The sequence below is a fragment of the Mesorhizobium sp. WSM4884 genome, from assembly GCF_029625675.1.
GTDB lineage: Bacteria > Pseudomonadota > Alphaproteobacteria > Rhizobiales > Rhizobiaceae > Mesorhizobium.
Genome location: NZ_JARTVO010000004.1, coordinates 94,621 through 115,716, shown reverse-complemented (window position 1 = coordinate 115,716; position 21,096 = coordinate 94,621). Strand labels below are relative to the sequence as shown.

The 21,096-nt window shown below is 64.1% G+C and carries 16 protein-coding genes and 2 tRNA genes; 10 read left to right on the top strand and 8 right to left on the bottom strand.

The genetic code is table 11. The annotated features are described in order from the left end of the window. Positions 1-20: 20 nt before the first annotated feature. Positions 21-1,538, bottom strand: coding sequence for a Fe-S cluster assembly protein SufB (gene sufB / locus P9236_RS07900; protein WP_278074049.1), 1,518 nt, complete (start codon positions 1,536-1,538; stop codon positions 21-23). Between the two features lie 239 nt (positions 1,539-1,777). After that, positions 1,778-2,938: a cysteine desulfurase family protein gene (locus P9236_RS07895; RefSeq protein ID WP_278074048.1), complete on the bottom strand. Its 1,161-nt coding sequence runs from the start codon at positions 2,936-2,938 to the stop codon at positions 1,778-1,780. Positions 2,939-3,189: 251 nt separating this feature from the next. On the opposite strand from P9236_RS07895, the gene P9236_RS07890 reads away from it, so the two are divergent. Then, on the top strand, positions 3,190-3,864 hold the full coding sequence (locus P9236_RS07890) for an alpha/beta hydrolase (RefSeq protein ID WP_040969528.1): 675 nt from the start codon (positions 3,190-3,192) through the stop codon (positions 3,862-3,864). 25 nt (positions 3,865-3,889) lie between these two features. Here the strand turns inward: P9236_RS07890 and P9236_RS07885 are convergent, their stop codons facing one another. Together P9236_RS07885 and P9236_RS07880 are read right to left on the bottom strand one after the other, a co-directional pair. Then, the gene (locus tag P9236_RS07885; RefSeq protein ID WP_278074047.1) at positions 3,890-4,741 is read right to left on the bottom strand and encodes a phosphatase PAP2 family protein; all 852 of its coding nucleotides are present in this window, start codon (positions 4,739-4,741) and stop codon (positions 3,890-3,892) included. A gap of 45 nt (positions 4,742-4,786) precedes the next feature. Then, positions 4,787-6,430, bottom strand: a complete 1,644-nt coding sequence (locus tag P9236_RS07880) for a glycosyltransferase family 39 protein (protein ID WP_278074046.1) — start codon at positions 6,428-6,430, stop codon at positions 4,787-4,789. Between the two features lie 292 nt (positions 6,431-6,722). Here P9236_RS07880 and tyrS point away from each other — a divergent pair, with 292 nt between their 5' ends. Further along, the gene (gene tyrS, locus P9236_RS07875; protein ID WP_278074045.1) at positions 6,723-7,976 is read left to right on the top strand and encodes a tyrosine--tRNA ligase; all 1,254 of its coding nucleotides are present in this window, start codon (positions 6,723-6,725) and stop codon (positions 7,974-7,976) included. A gap of 53 nt (positions 7,977-8,029) precedes the next feature. Here tyrS and P9236_RS07870 read toward each other — a convergent pair whose 3' ends face one another. Beyond that, on the bottom strand, positions 8,030-11,455 hold the full coding sequence (locus P9236_RS07870; RefSeq protein ID WP_278074044.1) for a DUF3971 domain-containing protein: 3,426 nt from the start codon (positions 11,453-11,455) through the stop codon (positions 8,030-8,032). A 97-nt stretch (positions 11,456-11,552) separates the two neighbouring features. Between P9236_RS07870 and P9236_RS07865 the strand changes: the two genes are divergently transcribed. Continuing rightward, the gene (locus P9236_RS07865) at positions 11,553-12,020 is read left to right on the top strand and encodes a peroxiredoxin (protein WP_278074043.1); all 468 of its coding nucleotides are present in this window, start codon (positions 11,553-11,555) and stop codon (positions 12,018-12,020) included. Between the two features lie 166 nt (positions 12,021-12,186). Further along, a complete protein-coding gene (locus P9236_RS07860) occupies positions 12,187-13,461 on the top strand; it encodes a M23 family metallopeptidase (RefSeq protein ID WP_278074042.1) in 1,275 nt (424 codons plus the stop codon). Positions 13,462-13,719: 258 nt separating this feature from the next. On the opposite strand, the gene P9236_RS07855 is transcribed toward P9236_RS07860, so the two are convergent. Continuing rightward, complete coding sequence (locus tag P9236_RS07855) at positions 13,720-14,898, bottom strand: M24 family metallopeptidase (RefSeq protein ID WP_278074041.1); 1,179 nt, start codon at positions 14,896-14,898, stop codon at positions 13,720-13,722. 220 nt (positions 14,899-15,118) lie between these two features. Here P9236_RS07855 and P9236_RS07850 point away from each other — a divergent pair, with 220 nt between their 5' ends. The 5 genes from P9236_RS07850 (at position 15,119) to P9236_RS07830 (ending at position 20,022) form a co-directional block, all read left to right on the top strand. After that, entirely contained in the window at positions 15,119-16,285 is a 1,167-nt protein-coding gene (locus P9236_RS07850; protein WP_278074040.1) for an ROK family transcriptional regulator, read from the top strand. After that, the gene (locus P9236_RS07845) at positions 16,282-17,046 is read left to right on the top strand and encodes an ATP-binding cassette domain-containing protein (protein ID WP_278074039.1); all 765 of its coding nucleotides are present in this window, start codon (positions 16,282-16,284) and stop codon (positions 17,044-17,046) included. Before P9236_RS07850 ends, P9236_RS07845 begins: the two co-directional genes overlap by 4 nt. 40 nt (positions 17,047-17,086) lie before the next feature. Further along, a complete protein-coding gene (locus tag P9236_RS07840; protein ID WP_278074038.1) occupies positions 17,087-18,127 on the top strand; it encodes a sugar ABC transporter substrate-binding protein in 1,041 nt (346 codons plus the stop codon). 115 nt (positions 18,128-18,242) lie between these two features. Next, positions 18,243-19,238: an ABC transporter permease gene (locus tag P9236_RS07835; protein WP_278074037.1), complete on the top strand. Its 996-nt coding sequence runs from the start codon at positions 18,243-18,245 to the stop codon at positions 19,236-19,238. A 13-nt stretch (positions 19,239-19,251) separates the two neighbouring features. Next, positions 19,252-20,022 (top strand): SDR family oxidoreductase, encoded by a 771-nt coding sequence (locus P9236_RS07830; protein WP_278074036.1) that lies wholly within the window; start codon positions 19,252-19,254, stop codon positions 20,020-20,022. 23 nt (positions 20,023-20,045) lie between these two features. Here the strand turns inward: P9236_RS07830 and P9236_RS07825 are convergent. Next, positions 20,046-20,121: transfer RNA gene (locus tag P9236_RS07825), tRNA-Val, on the bottom strand. A 218-nt stretch (positions 20,122-20,339) separates the two neighbouring features. Between P9236_RS07825 and P9236_RS07820 the strand changes: the two genes are divergently transcribed. Next, a tRNA-Asp gene (locus P9236_RS07820) sits at positions 20,340-20,416 on the top strand. A gap of 276 nt (positions 20,417-20,692) precedes the next feature. Here the strand turns inward: P9236_RS07820 and P9236_RS07815 are convergent. After that, entirely contained in the window at positions 20,693-21,088 is a 396-nt protein-coding gene (locus P9236_RS07815) for a hypothetical protein (protein ID WP_278074035.1), read from the bottom strand. Positions 21,089-21,096: the final 8 nt, after the last annotated feature.

The window sequence follows — 21,096 nt, the reverse complement described above, 5'->3', positions numbered from 1 at the left end:
TCCTGAATATCTTTTTACGGTCAGCCGACCGAACCCTCTAGGCTGATGCCGATCAGCTTCTGCGCCTCGACGGCGAACTCCATCGGCAGCTGCTGGATGACGTCCTTGACGAAGCCGTTGACGATCAGCGCGATCGCCTCCTCCTCGGGAATGCCGCGCTGCATGACGTAGAACTTCTGATCCTCGGAGATCTTCGACGTCGTCGCCTCGTGCTCGAACTTCGCCGTCGCGTTCTTGGCTTCCATGTAAGGCACGGTGTGTGCGCCGCACTGGTCGCCGATCAAAAGCGAGTCGCAGTTGGTGAAGTTGCGCGCGTTGGCCGCCTTGCGATGCGCCGAGACCTGGCCGCGATAGGTGTTCTGCGAGAAGCCGGCGGCGATGCCCTTGGAGATGATGCGGCTCGACGTGTTCTTGCCGAGGTGGATCATCTTGGTGCCGCTATCGACCTGCTGGTAGCCGTTCGACACCGCGATCGAATAGAACTCGCCGCTGGAATCGTCGCCGCGTAGGATGCAGCTCGGATATTTCCAGGTGATGGCCGAGCCGGTTTCGACCTGCGTCCACGAGATCTTCGAGCGGTCGCCGCGGCAGTCGCCGCGCTTGGTGACGAAGTTGTAGACGCCGCCCTTGCCCTCGGCGTCGCCCGGGTACCAGTTCTGCACCGTTGAATATTTGATCTCGGCATCGTCGAGCGCGATCAGCTCGACCACCGCGGCATGCAGCTGGTTCTCGTCCCGCTGCGGCGCCGTGCAGCCCTCGAGATAGGAAACATAGGCCCCCTCCTCGGCGATGATCAGCGTGCGTTCGAACTGGCCGGTGTTCTTCTCGTTGATGCGGAAATAGGTCGACAGCTCCATCGGGCAGCGCACTCCCTTCGGCACGAAGACGAAGGAGCCGTCGGTGAACACGGCCGAATTCAGCGTGGCGTAGAAATTGTCCGAGGTCGGCACGACCGAGCCCAGATATTTCTGCACCAGTTCCGGATGCTCGCGGATCGCCTCCGAGATCGAGCAGAAGATGACGCCGGCCTCGGCCAGCTCCTTCTTGAAGGTGGTGACGACCGAAACCGAATCGAACACGGCGTCGACCGCGACGCGGCCCGACTTGTAGACGTTGTCGTTGGCTTCCTCGAGCTCCGAGGCTTCGGTCTTCTGAACGCCGGCGAGGATTTCCTGCTCCTTGAGCGGAATGCCGAGCTTCTCATAGACCTTGAGCAGTTCGGGATCGACCTCGCTCAGCGACTTCGGGCCGGGCGTGCTCTTCGGCGCGGCGTAGTAGTGGATGTCCTGGAAGTCGATCTTCGGATATTTGACGCGCGCCCAGGTCGGCTCTTCCAGCGTCAACCAGCGCCGAAAGGCGCCCAGCCGCCATTCCAGCATCCAGTCCGGTTCGCGCTTCTTCGCGGAGATCAAGCGAATAATATCTTCGTTCAGACCCTTGGGGGCCTTGTCCGTCTCGATCTCTGTCTGGAATCCGAATTTATACTGGTCGACGTCGATCTTTCGGACTCGATCGATCGTCTCCTGCACAGCAGGCATAAGCGTTCTCCATCCTCGCCGGGGTCAAGGCCCGGCAGTTTTCAAACTATGGCACCGTTGGGACGAGCACCTTGGCGGCGCTCGAAGCGGCGTAGGCTCCATATAGTGCATTCCGACCTGGAATTCACCCGGCCAAGATGAAACGCACAACTCTACCAGGCCGAATGGCCTGAATTCGCTTTCGAGCACCGGATTTTCGAGAACCGCAAGGTGTTTCTCGGTCCGACGCTCCGCCGCCGTCAGGCAGCCTGTTCCTTCCCCGCCCGGCGCGCGACGACACCCGCCAGCGCCGTCCGAAACGCCTCGATCTCCTCGGCACCGGTGGCGCGGCCGATCGAGACGCGCAAAGCACCAAGACTGTCGCCACGACCCATCGCCTTCAGCACGTGGCTTGGCCCGACTTTCCCCGACGAGCAGGCGGAGCCGGCCGACAGCGCCACGCCTGCAAGATCGAAGGCGATCTGCGCCGTCTCGGCCTTGATGCCGGGAATAGCGAAGAATGTCGTATTGGCAAGCCTTGGTGCCGCCGCTCCGAAGATTTCCGCGTCCGGGACGAGTTCCCGCACGATCGCCTCGACCTCGTCGCGCCGACGCGCGACCGCGTCAATGTCGTCTAGACCGGCGAGCGCTGCCCGCGCCGCGGCGCCGAAACCGGCAATGCCGGGAAGATTCTCGGTGCCGGCACGATGGCCCTTCTCCTGGCCACCGCCATTGATCAGCGGCTTTGGCATCATCAGGTCGGCCTGAGAGACGATGGCGCCGGCGCCCTTCGGACCACCGATCTTGTGCGAGGACAGGATCAGATAATCGGCATAACCGGCTGACATGTCGATCGGAATCCGCCCGACGGCCTGCACGGCATCGACGACGAGAACACCCCCCGCGGCCTTGACGACTGCGGCGACGCGGCCGATCGGCTGGACCACGCCCGTCTCGTTGTTGGCGGCATGGATCGCGACCAGCGGCAGGCCATCGGCCTGGTCATGCACGGCGAGCGCCTGGGTCAGCGCGTCAAGATCGGCAATGCCGTTACGATCGACACCGATGCGCGTCACCTGCGCTGCCGGAAAGCGCCCGCCGCCGAGCACGCAAGGATGGTCAGCCTCCGAAACATAGAGGCGGCTCATGCGGATGGCGCCGCGCCCCATCTGCCAGTCGGGGGTAAGCAGCGTCGAGGCGGCTTCGGTCGCGCCGGAGGTGAACACGACATGCTCGGGCTTGGCATTGACCAGCCTCGCCACATCGCGCCTCGCATCCTCGATCAGCCGCCGCGCTACGCGGCCCTCGGTGTGGACCGACGACGGATTGGCGGCATCGAGCGCAGCGACCATGGCCGACCGCGCCTCTCCGATGAGAGGTGCGCTCGCGTTGTAGTCGAGATAGGCGCGAGTTGCGGCCATTTTCCTTCAGTCGATCCCGTCAGCAGCCATTCCGCGAGGATAGCGCGTTATTTCCTTGAAATTGCAAGGCAAGCCGTCCTATTTACCCGGCTTGCGGCGCGGGCGGCCGAACTTATACGTTTCGGCCACCCAGTTTTGAACAATTCTAAACTAGCTTCTAGGAAGACGCTTGCCCGGCGTCAAGCCACAGAAAACTTGGGGCCGCAGAAGAGGTCCGGGCTGGCGCCTTCGTATGCCACGTGGAGTATTTTATGCCTGAGGTCATTTTCGCCGGTCCGGCTGGTCGCCTGGAGGGACGCTATCAGCCCTCGAAAGAAAAGAGCGCGCCGATCGCCATTGTGCTGCATCCGCACCCGCAATTCGGCGGCACGATGAACAACAAGATCGTCTACGACCTCTTCTACATGTTCCAGAAGCGAGATTTCACCACGCTTCGCTTCAATTTCCGCGGCATCGGCCGTAGCCAGGGTGAGTTCGATCACGGCACAGGCGAGCTGTCGGACGCGGCCGCCGCGCTCGATTGGGTGCAATCGCTGCACCCGGATTCCAAGAGCTGCTGGGTCGCCGGCTATTCCTTCGGCTCCTGGATCGGCATGCAGCTCCTGATGCGCCGGCCGGAGATCGAGGGTTTCATCTCGGTCGCCCCGCAGCCCAACACCTACGACTTCTCGTTCCTGGCGCCCTGCCCGTCGTCCGGCCTCATCATCCACGGCGATGCCGACAAGGTGGCGCCGCCCAAGGACGTGCAGACGCTGGTCGACAAGCTGCATACGCAAAAGGGCATCACCATCACACAGAAGACGATCCCCGGCGCCAACCATTTCTTCGCCAACCACGCCGAACTGCTGATCGAGGAATGTGCCGACTATCTCGACCGGCGGCTGGCGGGCGAGCTCGCCGATCCGCGGCCGAAGCGGCTGAGATAGACCTTCTTGCGCTCTCCGACGTTATCTATGGGCGGTCAGCCGACAGTTGGCCGCGGCTCCGCCTTGCCGGCGGTGCTCTATCCGTCGCCCCGCTGGAAGACAGCAGCCGGAACGTGCGCTTCGGCACCGGTCTGGTCGAGGACGGCCGCCGGAAGATGAAACCGAGCCGCGCGAAGACAATCCCCGAGACGATAGCGAAGGCAAGCCCTAGCCCGAAGCCGGCCACCGTGTCGCTCGGATAATGCGCGCCGACGAAGACGCGCGTCGAGGCAATGCAGGCGGTGACCGCCAACGCAATATACCAGCGCCTGGGGAAAAGCAGCAGCAGTATACCGAACACCGCGCCCATCGTCGTGGCATGGCCGGACGGAAAGCCGGCGAAGCGGGCATCCATGGCGAAGGGATGCAGCGACAGTACGCCAAAACTGTCGAAATAGAGCGGCCGCGCCCGTCCGATGCCGTATTTCAAGAGATTGACCGCAAGGCCTGAAAGGCCGACCGCGCAGAGCACCAGGAAGGCGAAGCACGTCCAGTTGTAGACCATCATCCGCGCCTGCCGTGAAAGGCTGCGCCAGTCCGTCAGGTTGGCAGCGACGAGGCAGAGAGCCGCCGGGATGAGATACCAGCCGCCCAGGCCGAAATCCGTGAAGAAATCGGTAAAATGGACAAAAGCGGGCGTCCATTCTCCGCGCATCCTGCCGGCGGCGCTGTCCAGGCTGAGGCCGGCGGCTACGGCAAGCAGAAGCCATGCAGCGATCCAGACGAGCCAGGGAATCTCGGGGTAGCGCGCCGGCCGCACGGCAAAGCGCCGCTTCACGATTGCAATCGTGTCGAGGAAGTTGCCTAGCGAGCGGTGGTAAAGGGCGGCGGCGGACATGATTGCGCAAAGCCTATAGGGGCATTCGAGGCCCGACACTATCCCTCACGGGGCCACCCGATAAAGCCCGAGCGCCAACTTGTCTCCTGACGAATAGTTGAGCCCGTCGATCTCGGTAAGACGCTTCGCCGACTTTCCCTGCCCGGCAAGCAGTTCGTTGAGCTTCTGCTCGTCCTTGACCGGAGCAAGGCCCAGCGCGCAGCCCGGATCGGCAGCCAAGTGTTTCGCGACGCCGTCGACGTCGGACAGCACCGTGTTGGTGCCGACCAGGAACACCAGGCTCGGCTCGTGATAGGGAGATGAGGCGAGCACGGTAGTATCGCAAAGGCGATTTGCATCGACCGCTGCCTTGATGGCGGGGCTCAGCCAGATCGGCTTCAAGGATGGCGCGATCACGCCGAACAGCAGGCTGAAGGTGATGCCGGCGCCGACGGCGATCGCCGCGATACGTCCGAGCGGCACCTGCAATTGGCGTGGGAAGGCAAGATAGCCGGTGGCGAGCGCGGCGATCGCCGCCGGAATGCTCCACCAGGAGAAGGTTTTGGCGAAATAGATCGGCGTCCCGATGCACACCGCGGCCAGCCCAATCGACACGACGACGACACCGAAGGCCGTCGACCACCACAGCCAGCTCTGCCAGCGCTTCAGCGGCGCGTTGGCCTGATCTGCCGGCAAGGTGAGCAGCCAGCCGATCAGCAGTGCCATGCCGGGATAAGCGGGCATCACGTAATGCGGCAGCTTGGTCGGGATCGCCTCGAACACCAGCCAGAACGGGATGTACCAGGCAAGGCAGAAACGCAGACGCGGGTCTTCCCAGAAGCGGTTGATGGCTTGCAACCCGGCGCCGACAGCAATCAGGCCGAAAGGCCACATGAACAGCGAATAGGTGAGCATATAGAAGCCCGGCGGCAGGCCATGCGATTCCTCGCCCTGCGCCACCTTGTTCAGCATGTCCTTGCCGACCGCTTCCTGTAAGAAGGCGCCGCCGCTCTTCCAACTGATGAGGACGAGCCAAGGCAGCACGATGACAAGCACGATGACGACGCCGCGCACCAGCTTCAGCTTCAAAAGCCAGCGCCAGTCGCGCTCGAAGGCGAACAGCGCTGCTGCCGTCAGCAGCGACAGAAGCGGGGTCACCGGTCCTTTGATCAGGATGCCCAGCCCCTGTGCGATCCAGAATATCCAGGGCAGATGGCCGGCCACCGGCACTTTGCGGCGCGCGGCCAGATAGACCTGCGCCAGCGCGCCTTGCGCGGCCACGCAGCAGGCGAGCAGCATGGCGTCGGTCTTGGCGTCGCGGCCCTCGAAGGCGGTGGCGAAGATCGCCGCCATCATCAGGCCGGCAGCCAGGCCGGCATTGGTGCCGAAGAGTTTTGCTCCTGTCCAGCCGATGCCGACGACGGCGAGCGCGATACCGAGCATGGAGACGAGGCGGTAGACCCAGATCGGCGCTTGCGCCCCCTCGCCGCTCAGCGCCACCGCCGCCGATTGCAGCCAGTAGATGCCGATCGGCTTTTTGTAGCGGGAGACATCCTGCAGGCGGATGTCGATATAATCGCCGGTCTCGACCATCTGCTTGGTCGACTGGACGAAGCGGGATTCGTCGCGGTCGACCGGCGGCAGGCTTGCCAGCCCACTGACGGTCATGAGGATGCTGAACAGAAAGAGGATGAGATAGTTCCTGTTCATCGCGGGAGCTGTCCGGTCTGAGATTGCGGGATGGCCCCGTCGCGGCGCGTCGGGCCGTGCTGCCCTCGCGCGGGCGCCTCATTACGCCAGCAAAAGGGGCGAAGCAAGGATGCGCCGCATTGCGGACGATCGAAGGCAAAACCGGAAATCGCTTTTGCTGATCGCCGGTTTGCCAGGAGAAGCGCGATCGAAGGCAAAACCGGAAACCACTTTTGCTGATCGCGCTTGGATGCTAAACGCGCCCCTTCACGTCAGGCTCGGCCAGTTGCCGGGCGATCTCCGGGAAGAAAAGATGTCCGCCTTCAAGTCCGATTTCCTGCGCATCATGAGCGAGCGCGGCTTCATCCATCAGATTTCGGATGAAACCGGCCTCGACCATCTTTTCGCCAAGGAAACGGTGAGCGCCTATATCGGCTTCGACGCGACGGCGAAGAGCCTTCACGCCGGATCGCTGATCCAGATCATGATGCTGCACTGGTTGCAGCAAACCGGCCACCGGCCGATCGCGCTGATGGGCGGCGGCACGTCGATGATCGGCGATCCCTCCTTCAAGGACGAGGCGCGCAAACTGCTGACGCCGCAGGACATCGAGGACAATCTCGTCGGCATCCGGCGCAATTTCGCGCCCTACCTCAAATTCGGCAGCGGCGCCGGCGACGCGGTCATGGTCAACAACGCCGACTGGCTGATGGAGATCAACTACGTCAATTTCCTGCGCGATGTCGGCCGGCATTTCTCCGTCAACCGCATGCTCGCTTTCGATTCCGTGAAGCTCAGGCTCGACCGCGAGCAGTCGCTGTCCTTCCTCGAATTCAACTACATGATCCTGCAGGCCTACGACTTCGTCGAGCTCTACAAACGCGTCGGTTGCAGGCTGCAGATGGGCGGCTCCGACCAGTGGGGCAACATCGTCAACGGCATCGATCTCGGCCACCGCATGGAAGGCGTGCAGCTGTTTGCGATGACCACGCCGCTGCTCACAACCTCGTCGGGCGCCAAAATGGGCAAATCGGCCTCGGGCGCCGTCTGGCTCGATGGCGACATGCTGTCGCCCTACGAATTCTGGCAGTACTGGCGCAATACCGAGGACGCGGATGTCGGCCGTTTCCTGAAACTCTACACGACATTGCCCTTGAATGAGGTCGCCCGCCTCGAAAAGCTCGGCGGCTCGGAGATCAACGAGGCCAAGAAGATCCTCGCCACCGAGATCACCGCCATGCTGCATGGGCGCGAGGCGGCCGAGACGGCAAGCGAGACCGCGCGCAAGACTTTCGAGGAAGGCGCGCTTGCCGACACGCTGCCGAGCGTCGAGGTGGCCAAGGCCGATCTCGAGGCCGGTATCGGCATCCTGTCGCTATTCGTGACCGCAGGGCTCGCTGCTTCCAATGGCGAGGCGCGGCGACACATCCAGGGGGGCGCCGTGCGCCTCAACGACCAGCCGGTGACCGACGACCGGCGCATGGTGACGCTTCAGGATTTGGGCGCGGAGGGCGTTGCAAAGCTCTCGCTCGGCAGGAAGAAGCATGTCCTGGTGCGGCCGATCTGATTGATCGAAGCTTTGCTTGACCGTGATCCCCTCGAAAACCGGGGGGCCGGTTTCTACCTGTACTCGAAGATCGAGCGGAATATTCCGGGCGCCACCACGGACAGCGGATTGACGTTCAGCGTCGGCTTGTTGGCGTTGCCGCGCAGCCGGTAGGTAACGCCGATCAGGCCGCGATCGCGGCCATTGCCGAGCAGCGGCCCGAACAGCGGCAATTCGCCGAAGATGCGGTTCAGCCCGTAGACCGGCATGAAGGTGCCGGTCATGTCCATGTTGTTGTCCTGGTCGTAGAGCGTGCCCTGGAAAGTGGTGCCTATGCGCGGACCGCGCAGCAGGCCGTTTGCCAGCCTCAGATAACCCGAGCCCTTGTCGATCTCGGCAAAGCCGCGCTCGAACTGCACCCTTGAGGTGTCGATGTCGGCCTTCACCGCCTGGTTGAGGCTCCGCGTATCGCCGGCAGGCTTCGTCGATACGATCGAAGCGAGCTTCGGTTCGTTGACGACGTAGAAATTGCTGGCATCGACCTGGCCCTTCATCGGCCCGTCGGCGGCGCCCGCGAGCGACAGCGTGATCGCCCCACCCTCCATATGCTCATAGATGTTGAGGAACCGCAGGATCGCACCGGCATCGGCCGATTTCATCCTGAGGGACCGGCCCCCGTCGCCGGTGGTGTTCCTGACGGTGATCGCCGCACCCGAACTCGCCGTCGCGCTGACATCGAGACCGTTCACCCGGGAGCCGGCGCCGCTGTAGTCCAGTTTCAGGTTCGACAGCACCTCGTCGTGGAAGCCGGTCAGCGATTTCACGTCGGCGCTGACCGAGATCGCGTCGGCGCCGGCGCCTTTCGTGGCCGTGTCGACATCGGAGGTGAACTGCTTGATCAGCGAACGGGCATCGAGGGACTCGCCGCTGACATCGACGGCATAGCTCTTGCCCGATCGCTTCACCGAGACTGCGACGTCGTCGTCCCGGTTGAGCGCGACCTTGCTGAAGCGAGCCGAGGACAGCGCCCCATTGACCAGCGTCACATCGCCGTCGACCGAAAAGCTCTTTCCGTGGAGCGCGAAATCCGACAGCGTGGTGGTGCTGCCAGACTTTGCCATCGTGAAGGTGGCCTTGGCCGGAATGCCTGCCCCCTTGCTCCAACCGACCCAGGGAATGTCGAGCTTGGCGCTGGTCAGGTCGGCCTCCACGCTCTGGCTGCCCTCGCCGCTCTTGTCGATCGCCACTTTGATCGTGCCTGAAAGCAGCGGCGACAGGCCGGGCATCGTTGCGTCACGGGTCTTGTCGTCGAGCACCAGCGCGACCTTGCGGCTGCGCGGCGGCCCCTTGTCCTCGAGCGGCTCGACCAGATCGAGTTCGGCCGGAATGCCGTTCAGCTTCGCCTTGGCCGATATCACCGCACGGTCGGGGCCGACGGTGATCGAGCCGTCGGCCTCGGTGACGGTCTGGTCCTCGAACGGCTTGGCTAAAGAAAGGTCCTGGTAGTCCAGCGCGACCAGCCAGTCGAGCCTCGAGGTATCGACGCCGGAAGTCAGCGGAATATCGGCCCGCACATGCCCGGTGACGGTACCGCTCAAATCCTCCGGCGCGAGGCCAACATGGCGCATGGCGTTGATCGGCTCGTAAGAGGCGAGCTCGGCGATTGCCGGCGCTTCGCCGGCGACGTCGATGTCGAGCGCACCGATGACCGGCGAGACATTCGCCTGCTTCACCGTCAGCGTGCCGCCACTTGCCGCCACGCTGCGGCCGCTAGGCATATAGACGCTGCCGGAAGACAGGCTGATATCGACGTCGTTGCCGTGGAAGGTGACGACGCCGACCGCGTCGCGGATCGGCGGGATGCGGCCCGCCGTGTCGAAGCGCGAGCCCTCTACCTGGAAGCGGCCGAACACCTCGTCGCCGGAAAGCGGAACGCCGTTGCCGAGCCGCCCCGGCACGACCTGGAACTGCAAATTGGCGTCAACCACGCGGCCGCCGAACAAATTATCCAGCACCCAAAGCCGCGCGTTGCGGGCGGAGAACCAGGGCCACAGTTGCTTCACATGCGAGACCGGCATGTCGTGGACGTTGAGCGACAGCGACACACCCGGCGGACCGTTGTCGATGAAGGCAAGCGAAGCGGTGCCCAGCACCTCGCTTGAGCCTCCGGAGCGGACGCCGATCTGCTCGGCGACGAGCTTGCGGCTCTTGGTCTGGTAGACGCCGGCGATGCGGGCGAGGAACTGAAGTGCAGGCTCCGGCGATTCCGACGGCGCGAGCGTCGAGCCATCGCTGACAAGGTCGTAGCGGTAGGACGGTTCCTCGCCCGCGACAGCCGGCTTCGGCCCGATCGAGCCGGAGAAATCGAATGTCGAGCGGCCGGTCTTGAGCAGCAGCCTGTCGATCGAGATCTTGTTCGACCCCGCCACAAGCGTGGCATTGGCATCGACGTCGGCCGGCAGCAGCCCGCGCGAACCGAGATCGAGCACCGAGCCGCCGAGCGACAACGACGCCGTCAGCCGCGATGGCGTGTCGCCGGACGCTTCGGCGCCCGAAAGCTTCAGCGCGATCGAACCAAGTTTGCCGCCCTGGGGCTTGTCAGTGGGCGCGGCGGAGTTTCCGCCGCTCGAGCTTCCCGCGACCGGGGTTCCGCTGGCGCCCGCCACCTCGACGCTGGCGTCCAAAGATGCGATCCGCCTCGCGCTCGGATCACGTGCGGCGGAAGCCGCCAGGCTGACATGCCTGCCGTCGACGTCGGCATCGGAAGACAATTCCATCCTGCCTGTGCCGGTCTGCCCAACCGTGGCCTCGGCAACGGTCACGCGCTTGACCGATCCGCCCGGCGGCAACTCGAACTCGACATTGCGCAGGTCGATCTGGCGCATCGAATCCGCGCGCACCGCATCCAGCGCCTCGTTGACGCCGGCAAACACCGCCGCCGAGACTTTCTCCGGATCGACGAGACCATCCTCGTTGCGCAGCGCCGCCGTCCAATCGCCGCCGCCGGACGGCATGGCGGAGACCATGATGCGGGCATCGGAAAACCGGGCGCTGGTCAGCTTGACCTCGCCGGACAATAGAGGCAGCAGGCGCATGCCGAAGCGGACGCGCCCGACATCGGCCATCGGCTTGCCGTCGGCGGTCTTCAGGCTGACGTCGCTGACCTGCAGGGCGACGAAGCTCGACCCGTCGAGCGTCAGCCGCGCCGGTCCGACGGCGACGTCGACATCGACGCCGGCGAGCTTCTCGATTGCCGCCTCGGCTTCGGCGCGAAGCCGCTCCGTGCCGATGCCCGACGTGCCGAGCACATAGACGCCGACTGCCGCCATAAGCACGAGCGCGCAGAGTCCGGCGAACACCCGGCCCATGATACGGAAGCGGCGACGCACCGAAGCGCGGCCGAGCGGCGGCACGCTGCACGCGGACGGAAACGTTCCCAGGTCTGTGATCTCGTCACGCCTGAACCTGATCTTCTCGTGCTGCGGTTGCTCCTGATCCAAGCAATATTCCGTTGTAAACGAACTCGTCGTGGACGAATCCCCGCCTCACGTTATATCGATGCTCGATCCGCGCGTAACCTCAGACAAGGGCATCGGTATGGCTGATCTCGACGTGGGCGACGTTGCGCCGCAATTCGATCTTCCACGCGACGGCGGCGGGTCTCTCAGCCTCGCCGCATTCCGGGGAAAGCCCGTCGTACTCTACTTCTATCCGCAGGACGACACCACAAGTTGCACCAATGAGGCGATCGGCTTCTCGCAGCTAAAACCGGAATTCGAGAAGGCCGGCGCCGTGGTGATCGGACTGTCTCCCGATAGCGTAAAAAAACACGACAAATTCAAGGCAAAATACGATCTCACCGTCGATCTCGTCGCCGACGAGGAGCGCAAGGTGATCGAGGCCTATCATCTGTGGGTCGAGAAGACGATGTATGGCCGCAAATACATGGGCGTCGAGCGCGCGACCTTTCTGATCGACAAGGAGGGACGAATCGCCCGCATCTGGCGGCAGGTGCGGGTGAAGGGCCATGCCGAAGAGGTGCTGGCGGCAGTGCGCGCGTCCTGAAGCGGGAGACCACAGCTTCCCCGATTTTTGCTGGCCTTCCCTGCCGCAATTCACCACCCGCAATGCGGGAATTGGTTACGGGCGCATTGCGGCCGGCAAAGCTTTGTTAACCCTAATAATGTGTAATCCCGGGCTGTCGTTGGAGTCGCAATGAGAGCTCGGTCCCGTGAAATCAAACGGTCAGTCAACGGTCTTCGGCAGGCGCAAGGAGCCCCACACGGTCATCATCGCCCGGGGCAACGAGATCAGGCATTTCACCGTCCGCCCCTGGCTCGCCGCGTTCATCGGATCGGCGCTTGCGGCGATCGCCATCGGCTACCTGCTCGCAACCTCCTATCTGGTGCTGCGCGACGACCTGATCGGCGCCACGACCGCCAGGCAGGCGCGCATGCAGCAGGCCTACGAGGACCGCATCTCTGCCCTTCGCGCTCAAGTCGACCGCATCACCAGCCGCCAGCTTCTCGACCAGCAGCTCATGGAAACCAAGGTCAGCGAGCTGCTGGCCAGGCAAACCCAGCTCAGCCAGCGCCATGGCCGGTTGGGACCGATTCTTGAACGCGCCGAAAGCGAGGTCGGCGACGTGCCCGCCGTAAGCGATGCACCGGCGAAGCCCGATGCCGAAATCACCGGCAGCCTCTCGCAGGCCCCTACCTATTCCGTCGCTAGCCTGAGCGCCGGCGACACCAGGCCTTTCTCGCTGTGGTCGACACGCTCCGAGCCGCTCGACAACGAAACCGCCGCGGATCGAGCCGACAAGCTGTTCGTGTCGATCAACGCATCGCTCAAGACCATCGAGAGCCAGCAGCTTACCCGTATCACCACGCTCGCTGATAATGCCTACAGGAACGCGGATGCGATCTCGCAGGCATTGCAAGCGGCAGGCCTGCCGGTCGACGCCGAGCTCGATAAGAACGACGTCGGCGGACCGCTGGTGCCGCTCGATTCATCGATGATCTTCGACAGCAAGGTCAAGGAGTTGGACGAAGCTCTTGATGCGCTCGATCAGGTCAAGAAAGAGGCGCGCAAGCTGCCGCTCACTAACCCCGCCCCTGGCCATCCGGTGACCAGTCCGTTCGGCGTGCGCACCGACCCGATCCTCGGCACGGCCGCCTTGCATACGGGAATGGATTTCAGGGCGCCGATCGGCATGCCGGCCAAGGTCACCGCCGCCGGCGTCGTCACCAAGGCCGGCTGGAACGGCGGCTACGGCCGCATGGTGGAGGTCGACCACGGCAACGGTTTCTCCACCCGCTATGGCCATCTCAGCGAAATCGACGTCACCGTCGGCCAGAAGCTCGCGGCCGGCGACGTGATCGGCAAGACCGGTAGCAGCGGCCGCTCGACCGGTCCGCATCTGCACTACGAAGTGCGCCATAACGGCGAGGCGGTCGACCCGCTGCGCTTCCTCGCCGTCGGCAAGAAGGTCGCGCATTACCTTTAGCGCACGGCCTGTCAGCGCGTGCCGGAGACCCTTCAGAACTATCCGCACGGCTGTCACAAGATGCCGCGGATTGGCTCGGCCTTCAGATGCCGACCGGTCCACGCAAAACCCTGCGCGAGCCGGTGTTTGCCCTGGTCAGTCCGATTGCACGGACAGAAAACGGATCGCCGCCGCGACCAGGCTCGCGGCGCCCACCTTCAACGCCGCCTCATCGGGCACGAAATCCGGGGTGGTGAAGCGCCTGCCATCGCCTCGCCCTCAGGATTTGACATGGATCTCTCGCGGAAACTTGGTCAGGGTCTCACAGCCGGTTTCGGTCACCAGGATGGTCTCGCTGATCTCGATGCCCCAGCCATCCATCCACATGCCGAGGATGGAATGAACGACGTTGCCGGGCGCAAGCACGGTCTTGTCGCCCGGCCTGAGGCTGATCGTGTGTTCGCCCCAATCCGGCGGATAGGCGACGCCGATGGAATAGCCGATGCGCGATTCCTTTTTCAGCCCATGGCGTTGGATGACCTTGCGCCACGCAGCCTCGACCGCTTCGGCCGATGTCCCCGGCCTGACCGCGTCGAGCACCGCATCCATGCCCTCGATCACCGCCTTGGCGGTGTCCGAGACACGCGTCGGTGTCTTCCCCAACTGCATCGTTCGCGCCAGTCCGACCGCGTAGCGGCGACAGACGCCGGCGAGTTCGAGCGCAATCGTCTCGTTGTCGCCGAACCGCCTGTCGCTCCACATGATGTGGGGGGCCGAAGCATTCTCGCCGCCGAGGATCGTTGGCGGAAGGGCGGTGATATCGCCCGCGAAGTCCGGGCTGCCGGCGATCTGCGCCGCCTGGATGGAGGCAATGGCATCGCATTCGCGCACGCCGGGCGCAATGACTTCGAAGGCCCGCGCGACGGCGGCTTCGGCGAGCGTCGAGGCCTTGCGCAGATAGGCGATCTCGGGCGCGGATTTGACCGCGCGGATCCAGTTCACCAGGAGATCGACATCATGCCATTTTGCGTTGGGAAGCCCGGCGACGAGCCGGGCATGCCCTTTCGGGGAGAAATAATAGGCTTCGAGTTCGATGCCGATATGCCTGTTTCCCCAGCCTTTGGCGACGATCCAGCCCGCGATCCAGTCCATCGGGTGGCGGTCGGCCCGTTGAACATGGTCTTCCGGGAAACCGACCACATTCTCAGGTTTCATCCATGCCGTCAGAAGACCGCCAGCCGCATCCATGGCGCGGCCGATCCAGACCGGTTCGGCATCCTCGATCGGAACCAGCACCACCTGCGGCGTGTAGAACGACCAGCCGTCATAGCCGGTGATGTAGTGCTGGTTGGCGACGTCGTTGACGATCAGGAGTTCGAGACCACGCTTCGACATTTCGGTGCGGATCTTGCGAAGCCGCTGCTGATATTCGTCGCGGGCAAACGGCAATTCGATCATCTCTGCTCCATGCGTGTTGCATCAACGGTCGCAGGTTCACTCACCATCACCATCGAGGAGGCTTCGGCAGGGAGCAATCAGCCAAGGCCGCCACGTCGACAGGTCCTGACCGATCCTGTCGTTCCCCGATTTCAGTGATTTCATCGCCGATTTATTTTTGAATTCCATTTGACTGAATAAATCTTCTCTGCGAACCTAGCGTCAACTGGGAGCGCAGGCGATGGCGTTGCGGGGGACCAATCAGGAGTTCGGACGGCCGTACAACCGGCGCATCGTGCTTGAGTCCATCCGCCGCTTCGGACCGATCGCCCGCGGCGAGATCGCCCGGCATGTCGGCCTCACCGTACAGACGGTGTCGACCATCGTGCGTGAACTGGAAGAGCAGGGTTACATCCTGTCGGTTCGCGAGGAGCCGAAGGGCCGCGGCCTGCCGCCGGCAACGCTGCGCGTCAATCCGGAAGGCGGTTATGCCGTCGGCATCCACCTCACCCCGCTCGGTATCGACGCGGCGCTGATCAATCTCAGCGGCGACGTGATCGAGAGCGCGCATCGCGAAGCGCCCAACGCCACTCCCGACGACGCATTCGATGCAATCGGCGCCATGGTCGCCGAATTGACCGGCCGCCGCTCGGGCGGCCGCGTCATCGGCATCGGCATGGCGCTGCCGGGACCGTTCGGCGTCGAACCGATGAGCTTCGTCGGCCCGACCACCATGGCCGGCTGGCAGGAGGTTCCGCTGCGCGAGCGGCTGACCGCCGTCACCGGCTTGCCGGCCTTTTTCGAGAACGACATGGCCGCAGCCGCGATGGGCGAACGCTTCTACGGCCTCGGCACGAAACATTCCGAATATTACTATCTCTACTTCGGCGTCGGCCTTGGCGGCACCATGCTGCATGATGGCAGCGTATTGCGCGGCGCCTGGGGCAATGCCGGCGAGATCGGCCACATTCCGGTCGTTCCGGGCGGCGAGCCCTGTCCCTGCGGCAACCGCGGCTGCCTCGAGCGCTACATCTCGCTGGAAGCGCGAGGCCGCTGGAGCGGTGATGATGCCGACTGGGTTGCCGAGGTCGCGCCGGTCTTCCGCAACGCCATCACCATCATCGAAAACCTCTTCGACCCCGAAACGATCGTCCTCGGCGGGCTGGCTTCCCCTGCCCTGCTCGAACGGCTGGCGGCGTCGGCCGAACCGCTGCACAATTCGGTCTCGGCCCGCAGGGATCGTACGGCGCCGCGCATCCTGGTCGCCCGGGGCGGTCAGCATGCAGTGTTGCGGGGTGCGGCCGCACTTGCCGTTTCCGGCGTGCTTTCCCCGCGCTTCGGCCAGATCTTCACCGCCAAGCGGCAGCGCGAGGGCGACCTTTTGAAAGGCGGAGACATCGCGGCATGAGCGAACCCCTGCTGGTCCTCGACAACGTCACCAAGAACTACGGCGCCATCCAGGCGCTGCGCGGCATCAGCTTTTCGATCGGACGCGGCGAGGTGGTGGCGCTGCTGGGCGACAATGGCGCCGGCAAGTCGACGCTGGTCAAAATCATCGCCGGCGGACTCGAGCCGACCTCCGGCCGCATGCTGTTCGAGGGCAAGGAGTTCCTTGCCAAATCGCCCGCGGAGGCCAAGGCCGCCGGCATCGAGACGGTCTATCAGGACCTCTCGCTCTGCACCAATGTCGACGTGGTGGCCAACTTCTTCATGGGCCGCGAGATCACCCGCAAGGTGCTGGGCGTTCCGGTGCTCGACGAGCGCGCCATGGAAGCCGTGGTGGCAAAGGCCTTGGCCAATGCCGGCACGCGCATTCCCTCGCTGCGCACCAAGGTGGAGCATCTCTCGGGTGGCCAGCGGCAGGCGATCGAGCTCAACCGTTTCGTCCATTGGGGCGGCAAGCTGGTACTGCTCGACGAACCCTTCGCCGCGCTCGGCGTCGAGCAGACGCGCCGCGGCCTCGACATGATCCGCCAGGTGGCGAGCCAGGGCATCGGCGTCGTCATCATCACCCACATCATGCAGCAGGCCTTCCAGGTCGCCGACCGGATCGTGGTGATCCGCCAGGGCGTCGTGGCCGGCGACGTTGCCCGCAACAAGACAAGTCCCGATGCGGTGATCAACATGATCACCGGGGAGACGCTCGCCGGTGCCGGACCGGCGGGCTGAGGGACAAATGAGGGGTCCGGCGAAAAGAGGAGCCAACGACATGAAGCGACTGCTACTTTCTGTCTTCGGTATCCTGGCCCTGGCATTTGCCACGCTCACGCCGGCATTCGCCCAGTCCAAGGGTACCGTCTACTACCTTGTCCCGACATTGCTCGACGAATTCCAGACCGGCTCGGTGAGCGCGCTGGAATTGTTCCTGAAGCAGGTCGGCTACGAGATGAAGACGCTGAACGCCGACAACAAGACCGACGCCCAGCAATCGCAGATGAACGACGTCATCGCGCTGAAGCCCAAGGCGATCATCCTCGCCGCGGTCGATTTCAACGCGCTGAAACCATCCGTTGAAGCCGCCCGCGCGGCCGGCATCCCGGTGGTCGAGTTCGACCGCCAGATCACCGCGACGCCGTCCGACTTCACCTCCGTCGCCGGCACGGTCGAGATCGGCCACATCGCCGCCGAGCAGGCCGAAGCGCTGCTGAAGGCCAAGAACGGCTCGGTCAAGGGCAAGATCCTGCAGGTGCTCGGCGATCCCGGCGACCCGTATACGCTCGACATCCAGAAGGGTTTCGAGGAGAAGATGAAGGCGTTTCCGGACGTCAAGATCATCTCGCTTCCGGCCATGCAGTGGGAGGCGAGCAACGCCGGCACCATCGTCGCCGACCAGATGCTGGCCAATCCAGACATCGACCTGATCTTCAGCCACGCCGCCCACCTCTCGGTCGCCGCCGTCGCCTCGCTGGAGGCCGCCGGCAAGAAGCCGGGAGACGTGATGCTGATGAGCTCGAACGGCGCGCCGGTCGGCCTCGACCTGATCCGCAAGGGCTGGCTCAACGTCGAGGTCGAGCAGCCGCTCTACGCGCAGGCCGCCGCGGTCGCCATGTTCATGGACAAGGTCGCCAACAAGCAGGAGATCAAGCCCGGCGACTATGACGTGCTCGGCTTGAAGTCGGTCGTGACCAAGGAAGCCTGGGGCCCGAACATCAAGATCCCGGGCGCGGCGATCACCAAGGCGAACGTCGACAACCCCGCCTTCTGGGGCAACCAGAAGCCGCCGACGGATACGGTGAAGTCTGTCGAATAGGCTTTGCCGCATCGAGCTCCGGGCCTGCCGGCCCGGAGCCTCTCGGCGCGTCCGCAAGCAGCGGCCGCGCATCCAGTCCTGACGTCAACCGGATCGGCCCTACCCGGATCACACGATGACCCCACGCACCCGCCATATCCTCGAGCTCGTGCTCGACAATCTCGTCTGGTTCATGCTGGTCTTCGTGCTGGCGGTGTTCTCGATCTTCATTCCCAACTTCTTCCAGCTCGGCATCTTCGCCAACATCATCGAGGCTTCCAGCGTGCTCGGCGTCATGTCGATCGGCTTGGCGCTGGTCATCATCGCCGGTCACATGGACCTTTCGGTCGAATCGGTCGCGGCCCTCAGCGCCATGGCGGTCGGCATCATGTTCTGCTCGTCCGGCATCGGCCTTGGCCTGCAGCTGCATCCGGAGTGGCTGATGGTGCCGGTGTCGCTCGCCATCGCGCTTGCGGTCGGCGCCATCATCGGCGTCATCAACGGCTTCCTCATCGTCAGGCTGAAGATGAGCGCCTTCATTATCACGCTGGCCTCCTACATCTGGGTGCGCGGCCTCGTGCTGGTGGTCTCGGGCGGGCGATCGGCACAGGACCTGGCGCCGGCCATCCGCTGGTTCGGCATCCAGCGCCTCGCCGGGCTGCCGCTCACCGCCTGGATCGCCGTCGGCTGCTTCGTCGTCTTCTCGCTGATCCTGGCCAAGACGCCGTTCGGCCGGCATCTGGTGATGATTGGCGGCAACGAGACGGCGACGTTCCGCGCCGGCATCCGCGTCAACCGCAACCTGATCATCGCCTTCGTGCTTGCCGGCGCCATCGCCGGGCTTGCCGGCTGGCTGCTCGCCATCCGCACCTCCGGCGCCACAGCCAATCTCGGCGTCGGCCTGCTCTTCAATGCCTTCGCCGCCGTCGTCATCGGCGGCGTCAGCCTCAAGGGCGGCGTCGGCACCTTGCCCGGCGTCTATGCCGGCGTGCTGCTTTTGTCGGCCATCAACACCGCCATCAACCTCATGGGCCTGCCGGCCAACTTCACCCAGGTCATCCACGGCTTGCTTGTGCTGGCGGCCGTGCTGCTCGACGCTTTCAAGCAGACCATTCGCCAAAGGCTCGCATGACAGGACGGCTCGCATGACTGGACGCATCGAAGGCAAGGTGGCGGCGATCGTCGGCGCCGCGCGCGGCATCGGCAAGGGCATAGCCCAGCGCTTCGCCGAGGAAGGCGCGAGACTGGTCCTTGCCGACAGCGAAGCCGAGGCCGGCAAGGCGAGCGCCGACGAGGTGGGCGCCGCATTCATCCACACCGACATCTCGAAAATGGCCGACGCGGAAGCGGTGGTGGCATTGGCGCTGCAGCGCCACGGCCATCTCGACATCATCGTCCAGAACGCCGGCATCTACCCCTGGCAGCTCATCGAGAATACCAGTCCGGAAGACTGGGACCGCGTCATGGCGGTCAACCTGCGCGGCAGCTTCAACACCGCCCGTGCGGCACTCACGCCGATGAAGGCCCAGCGCAGCGGCCGCATGCTCTTCACCTCTTCCATCACCGGCCCGCAGGTGAGCAGCCCCGGCCATGGTCATTATTCGGCCAGCAAAGCCGGCATCAACGGCTTCATCCGCGCCGCGGCGCTCGAATTTTCCGGCTATGGCATCACGGTCAACGGTGTCGAGCCCGGCAACATCCTGACCGAAGGCATGAAGCTGCACCGCGATGCCGCCTTCATCAAGAGCATGGAGGACGCCGTGCCGCTCGGGCGCCTCGGCACGCCGCGCGACGTCGCCAACGCCTTCCTGTTCCTGGCTTCCGACGACGCCAGCTACATCACCGGCACGACGATCGTCGTCGATGGCGGCCAGCTCCTGCCCGAAGGCCAGGATTTCCGCCTGACGCCGCCGTAATTCTTTGATCGGTGCCGGGAAGCTGGTGGGCGATGACGGGCTCGAACCGCCGACATCTTCGGTGTAAACGAAGCGCTCTACCAACTGAGCTAATCGCCCGCTCCGGGCCGGACCTTTAAGCAGTTAGGGCTCCGTTCGCAAGGCCCAATGAACGGCCGGCGCACCCGCTGTCAGGCGGATTTCCCCAACGCCGGCTCACTTGTCAAAAAACCTTCCGCTGATTGCCGTTATGCTCACATGCTGCGCTTGACACCCGCAAACGAACCCCTTATCCAGCGCCCCAACGACGAACACGCCTGACACGTGCTCGTCAGTGCGCGGGTGTAGCTCAGTCGGTTAGAGTGCCGGCCTGTCACGCCGGAGGTCGCGGGTTCGAGCCCCGTCACTCGCGCCATTCTTTTCAAGGGCTTAGGCCCTACCCTCCGAAAAGTTTCAACTTTCATTTTCGGAGAGTTTCAACTTTTTGTATGCGTTGTGGTCCCGGTCGAGCAGTTTGCGGCCAGCTCGACGCGTTTGGTCTGCGTCTTGAAATGGCAGGCGTCAAGCTCATCCCAGAGAACGGTGGTGCATCCGGCATGAGGTCGAGAAAGGCTTGATCGTCAGGCGCCTTTCACCGGCGGCCCCTGAGAGGAGTTGCTGCCCACGCCGGCTGCCACCTTCTGAAGCTTCGTCAGCCGTTCGGGTAATAGCCGCCGTCGGCGCCGTCACCCATATAGGTGCCTTGCCCGGTGGCATTCTGAAGCCGTTGATCCAGCGCGTTGATCTGCCCCAGCGCCGAACGGTTTCCGGAAGTCAGCGCGGTACGCTGGATGGTATCCGCCTCCTGCATCAGGTCGCGTGCCTGGTCCTGCGTGATCTTTCCGGCTTGCCTTGCCGCTCGGATACCCTGCCTCACGTTCAGCAACTGATCCAACGCCGCTTTCGCCTTTGGATCCGCCGGCACCGATGCCGTGGTCATGGTGTCGACCTGCGCCTTGTGGTGACGATGCACCGCATAGGCGTTCGAAAGCGGTATGGCCGCGAAGATCGATGCGGCCGCGACGATTTTTGGCGTGAAAGAGCGCATGATGGCTT

What these genes read in the sequence shown, in the direction of transcription:
- P9236_RS07850 (WP_278074040.1), top strand. Translation starts at nt 15,119, where the DNA reads ATGGCGTTGCGGGGGACCAATCAGGAGTTCGGACGGCCGTACAACCGG.
- P9236_RS07855 (WP_278074041.1), bottom strand. Translation starts at nt 14,898, where the DNA reads ATGATCGAATTGCCGTTTGCCCGCGACGAATATCAGCAGCGGCTTCGC.
- P9236_RS07835 (WP_278074037.1), top strand. Translation starts at nt 18,243, where the DNA reads ATGACCCCACGCACCCGCCATATCCTCGAGCTCGTGCTCGACAATCTC.
- P9236_RS07815 (WP_278074035.1), bottom strand. Translation starts at nt 21,088, where the DNA reads ATGCGCTCTTTCACGCCAAAAATCGTCGCGGCCGCATCGATCTTCGCG.
- tyrS (WP_278074045.1), top strand. Translation starts at nt 6,723, where the DNA reads ATGTCCGCCTTCAAGTCCGATTTCCTGCGCATCATGAGCGAGCGCGGC.
- sufB (WP_278074049.1), bottom strand. Translation starts at nt 1,538, where the DNA reads ATGCCTGCTGTGCAGGAGACGATCGATCGAGTCCGAAAGATCGACGTC.
- P9236_RS07890 (WP_040969528.1), top strand. Translation starts at nt 3,190, where the DNA reads ATGCCTGAGGTCATTTTCGCCGGTCCGGCTGGTCGCCTGGAGGGACGC.
- P9236_RS07895 (WP_278074048.1), bottom strand. Translation starts at nt 2,938, where the DNA reads ATGGCCGCAACTCGCGCCTATCTCGACTACAACGCGAGCGCACCTCTC.
- P9236_RS07830 (WP_278074036.1), top strand. Translation starts at nt 19,252, where the DNA reads ATGACTGGACGCATCGAAGGCAAGGTGGCGGCGATCGTCGGCGCCGCG.
- P9236_RS07865 (WP_278074043.1), top strand. Translation starts at nt 11,553, where the DNA reads ATGGCTGATCTCGACGTGGGCGACGTTGCGCCGCAATTCGATCTTCCA.
- P9236_RS07845 (WP_278074039.1), top strand. Translation starts at nt 16,282, where the DNA reads ATGAGCGAACCCCTGCTGGTCCTCGACAACGTCACCAAGAACTACGGC.
- P9236_RS07840 (WP_278074038.1), top strand. Translation starts at nt 17,087, where the DNA reads ATGAAGCGACTGCTACTTTCTGTCTTCGGTATCCTGGCCCTGGCATTT.
- P9236_RS07885 (WP_278074047.1), bottom strand. Translation starts at nt 4,741, where the DNA reads ATGTCCGCCGCCGCCCTTTACCACCGCTCGCTAGGCAACTTCCTCGAC.
- P9236_RS07880 (WP_278074046.1), bottom strand. Translation starts at nt 6,430, where the DNA reads ATGAACAGGAACTATCTCATCCTCTTTCTGTTCAGCATCCTCATGACC.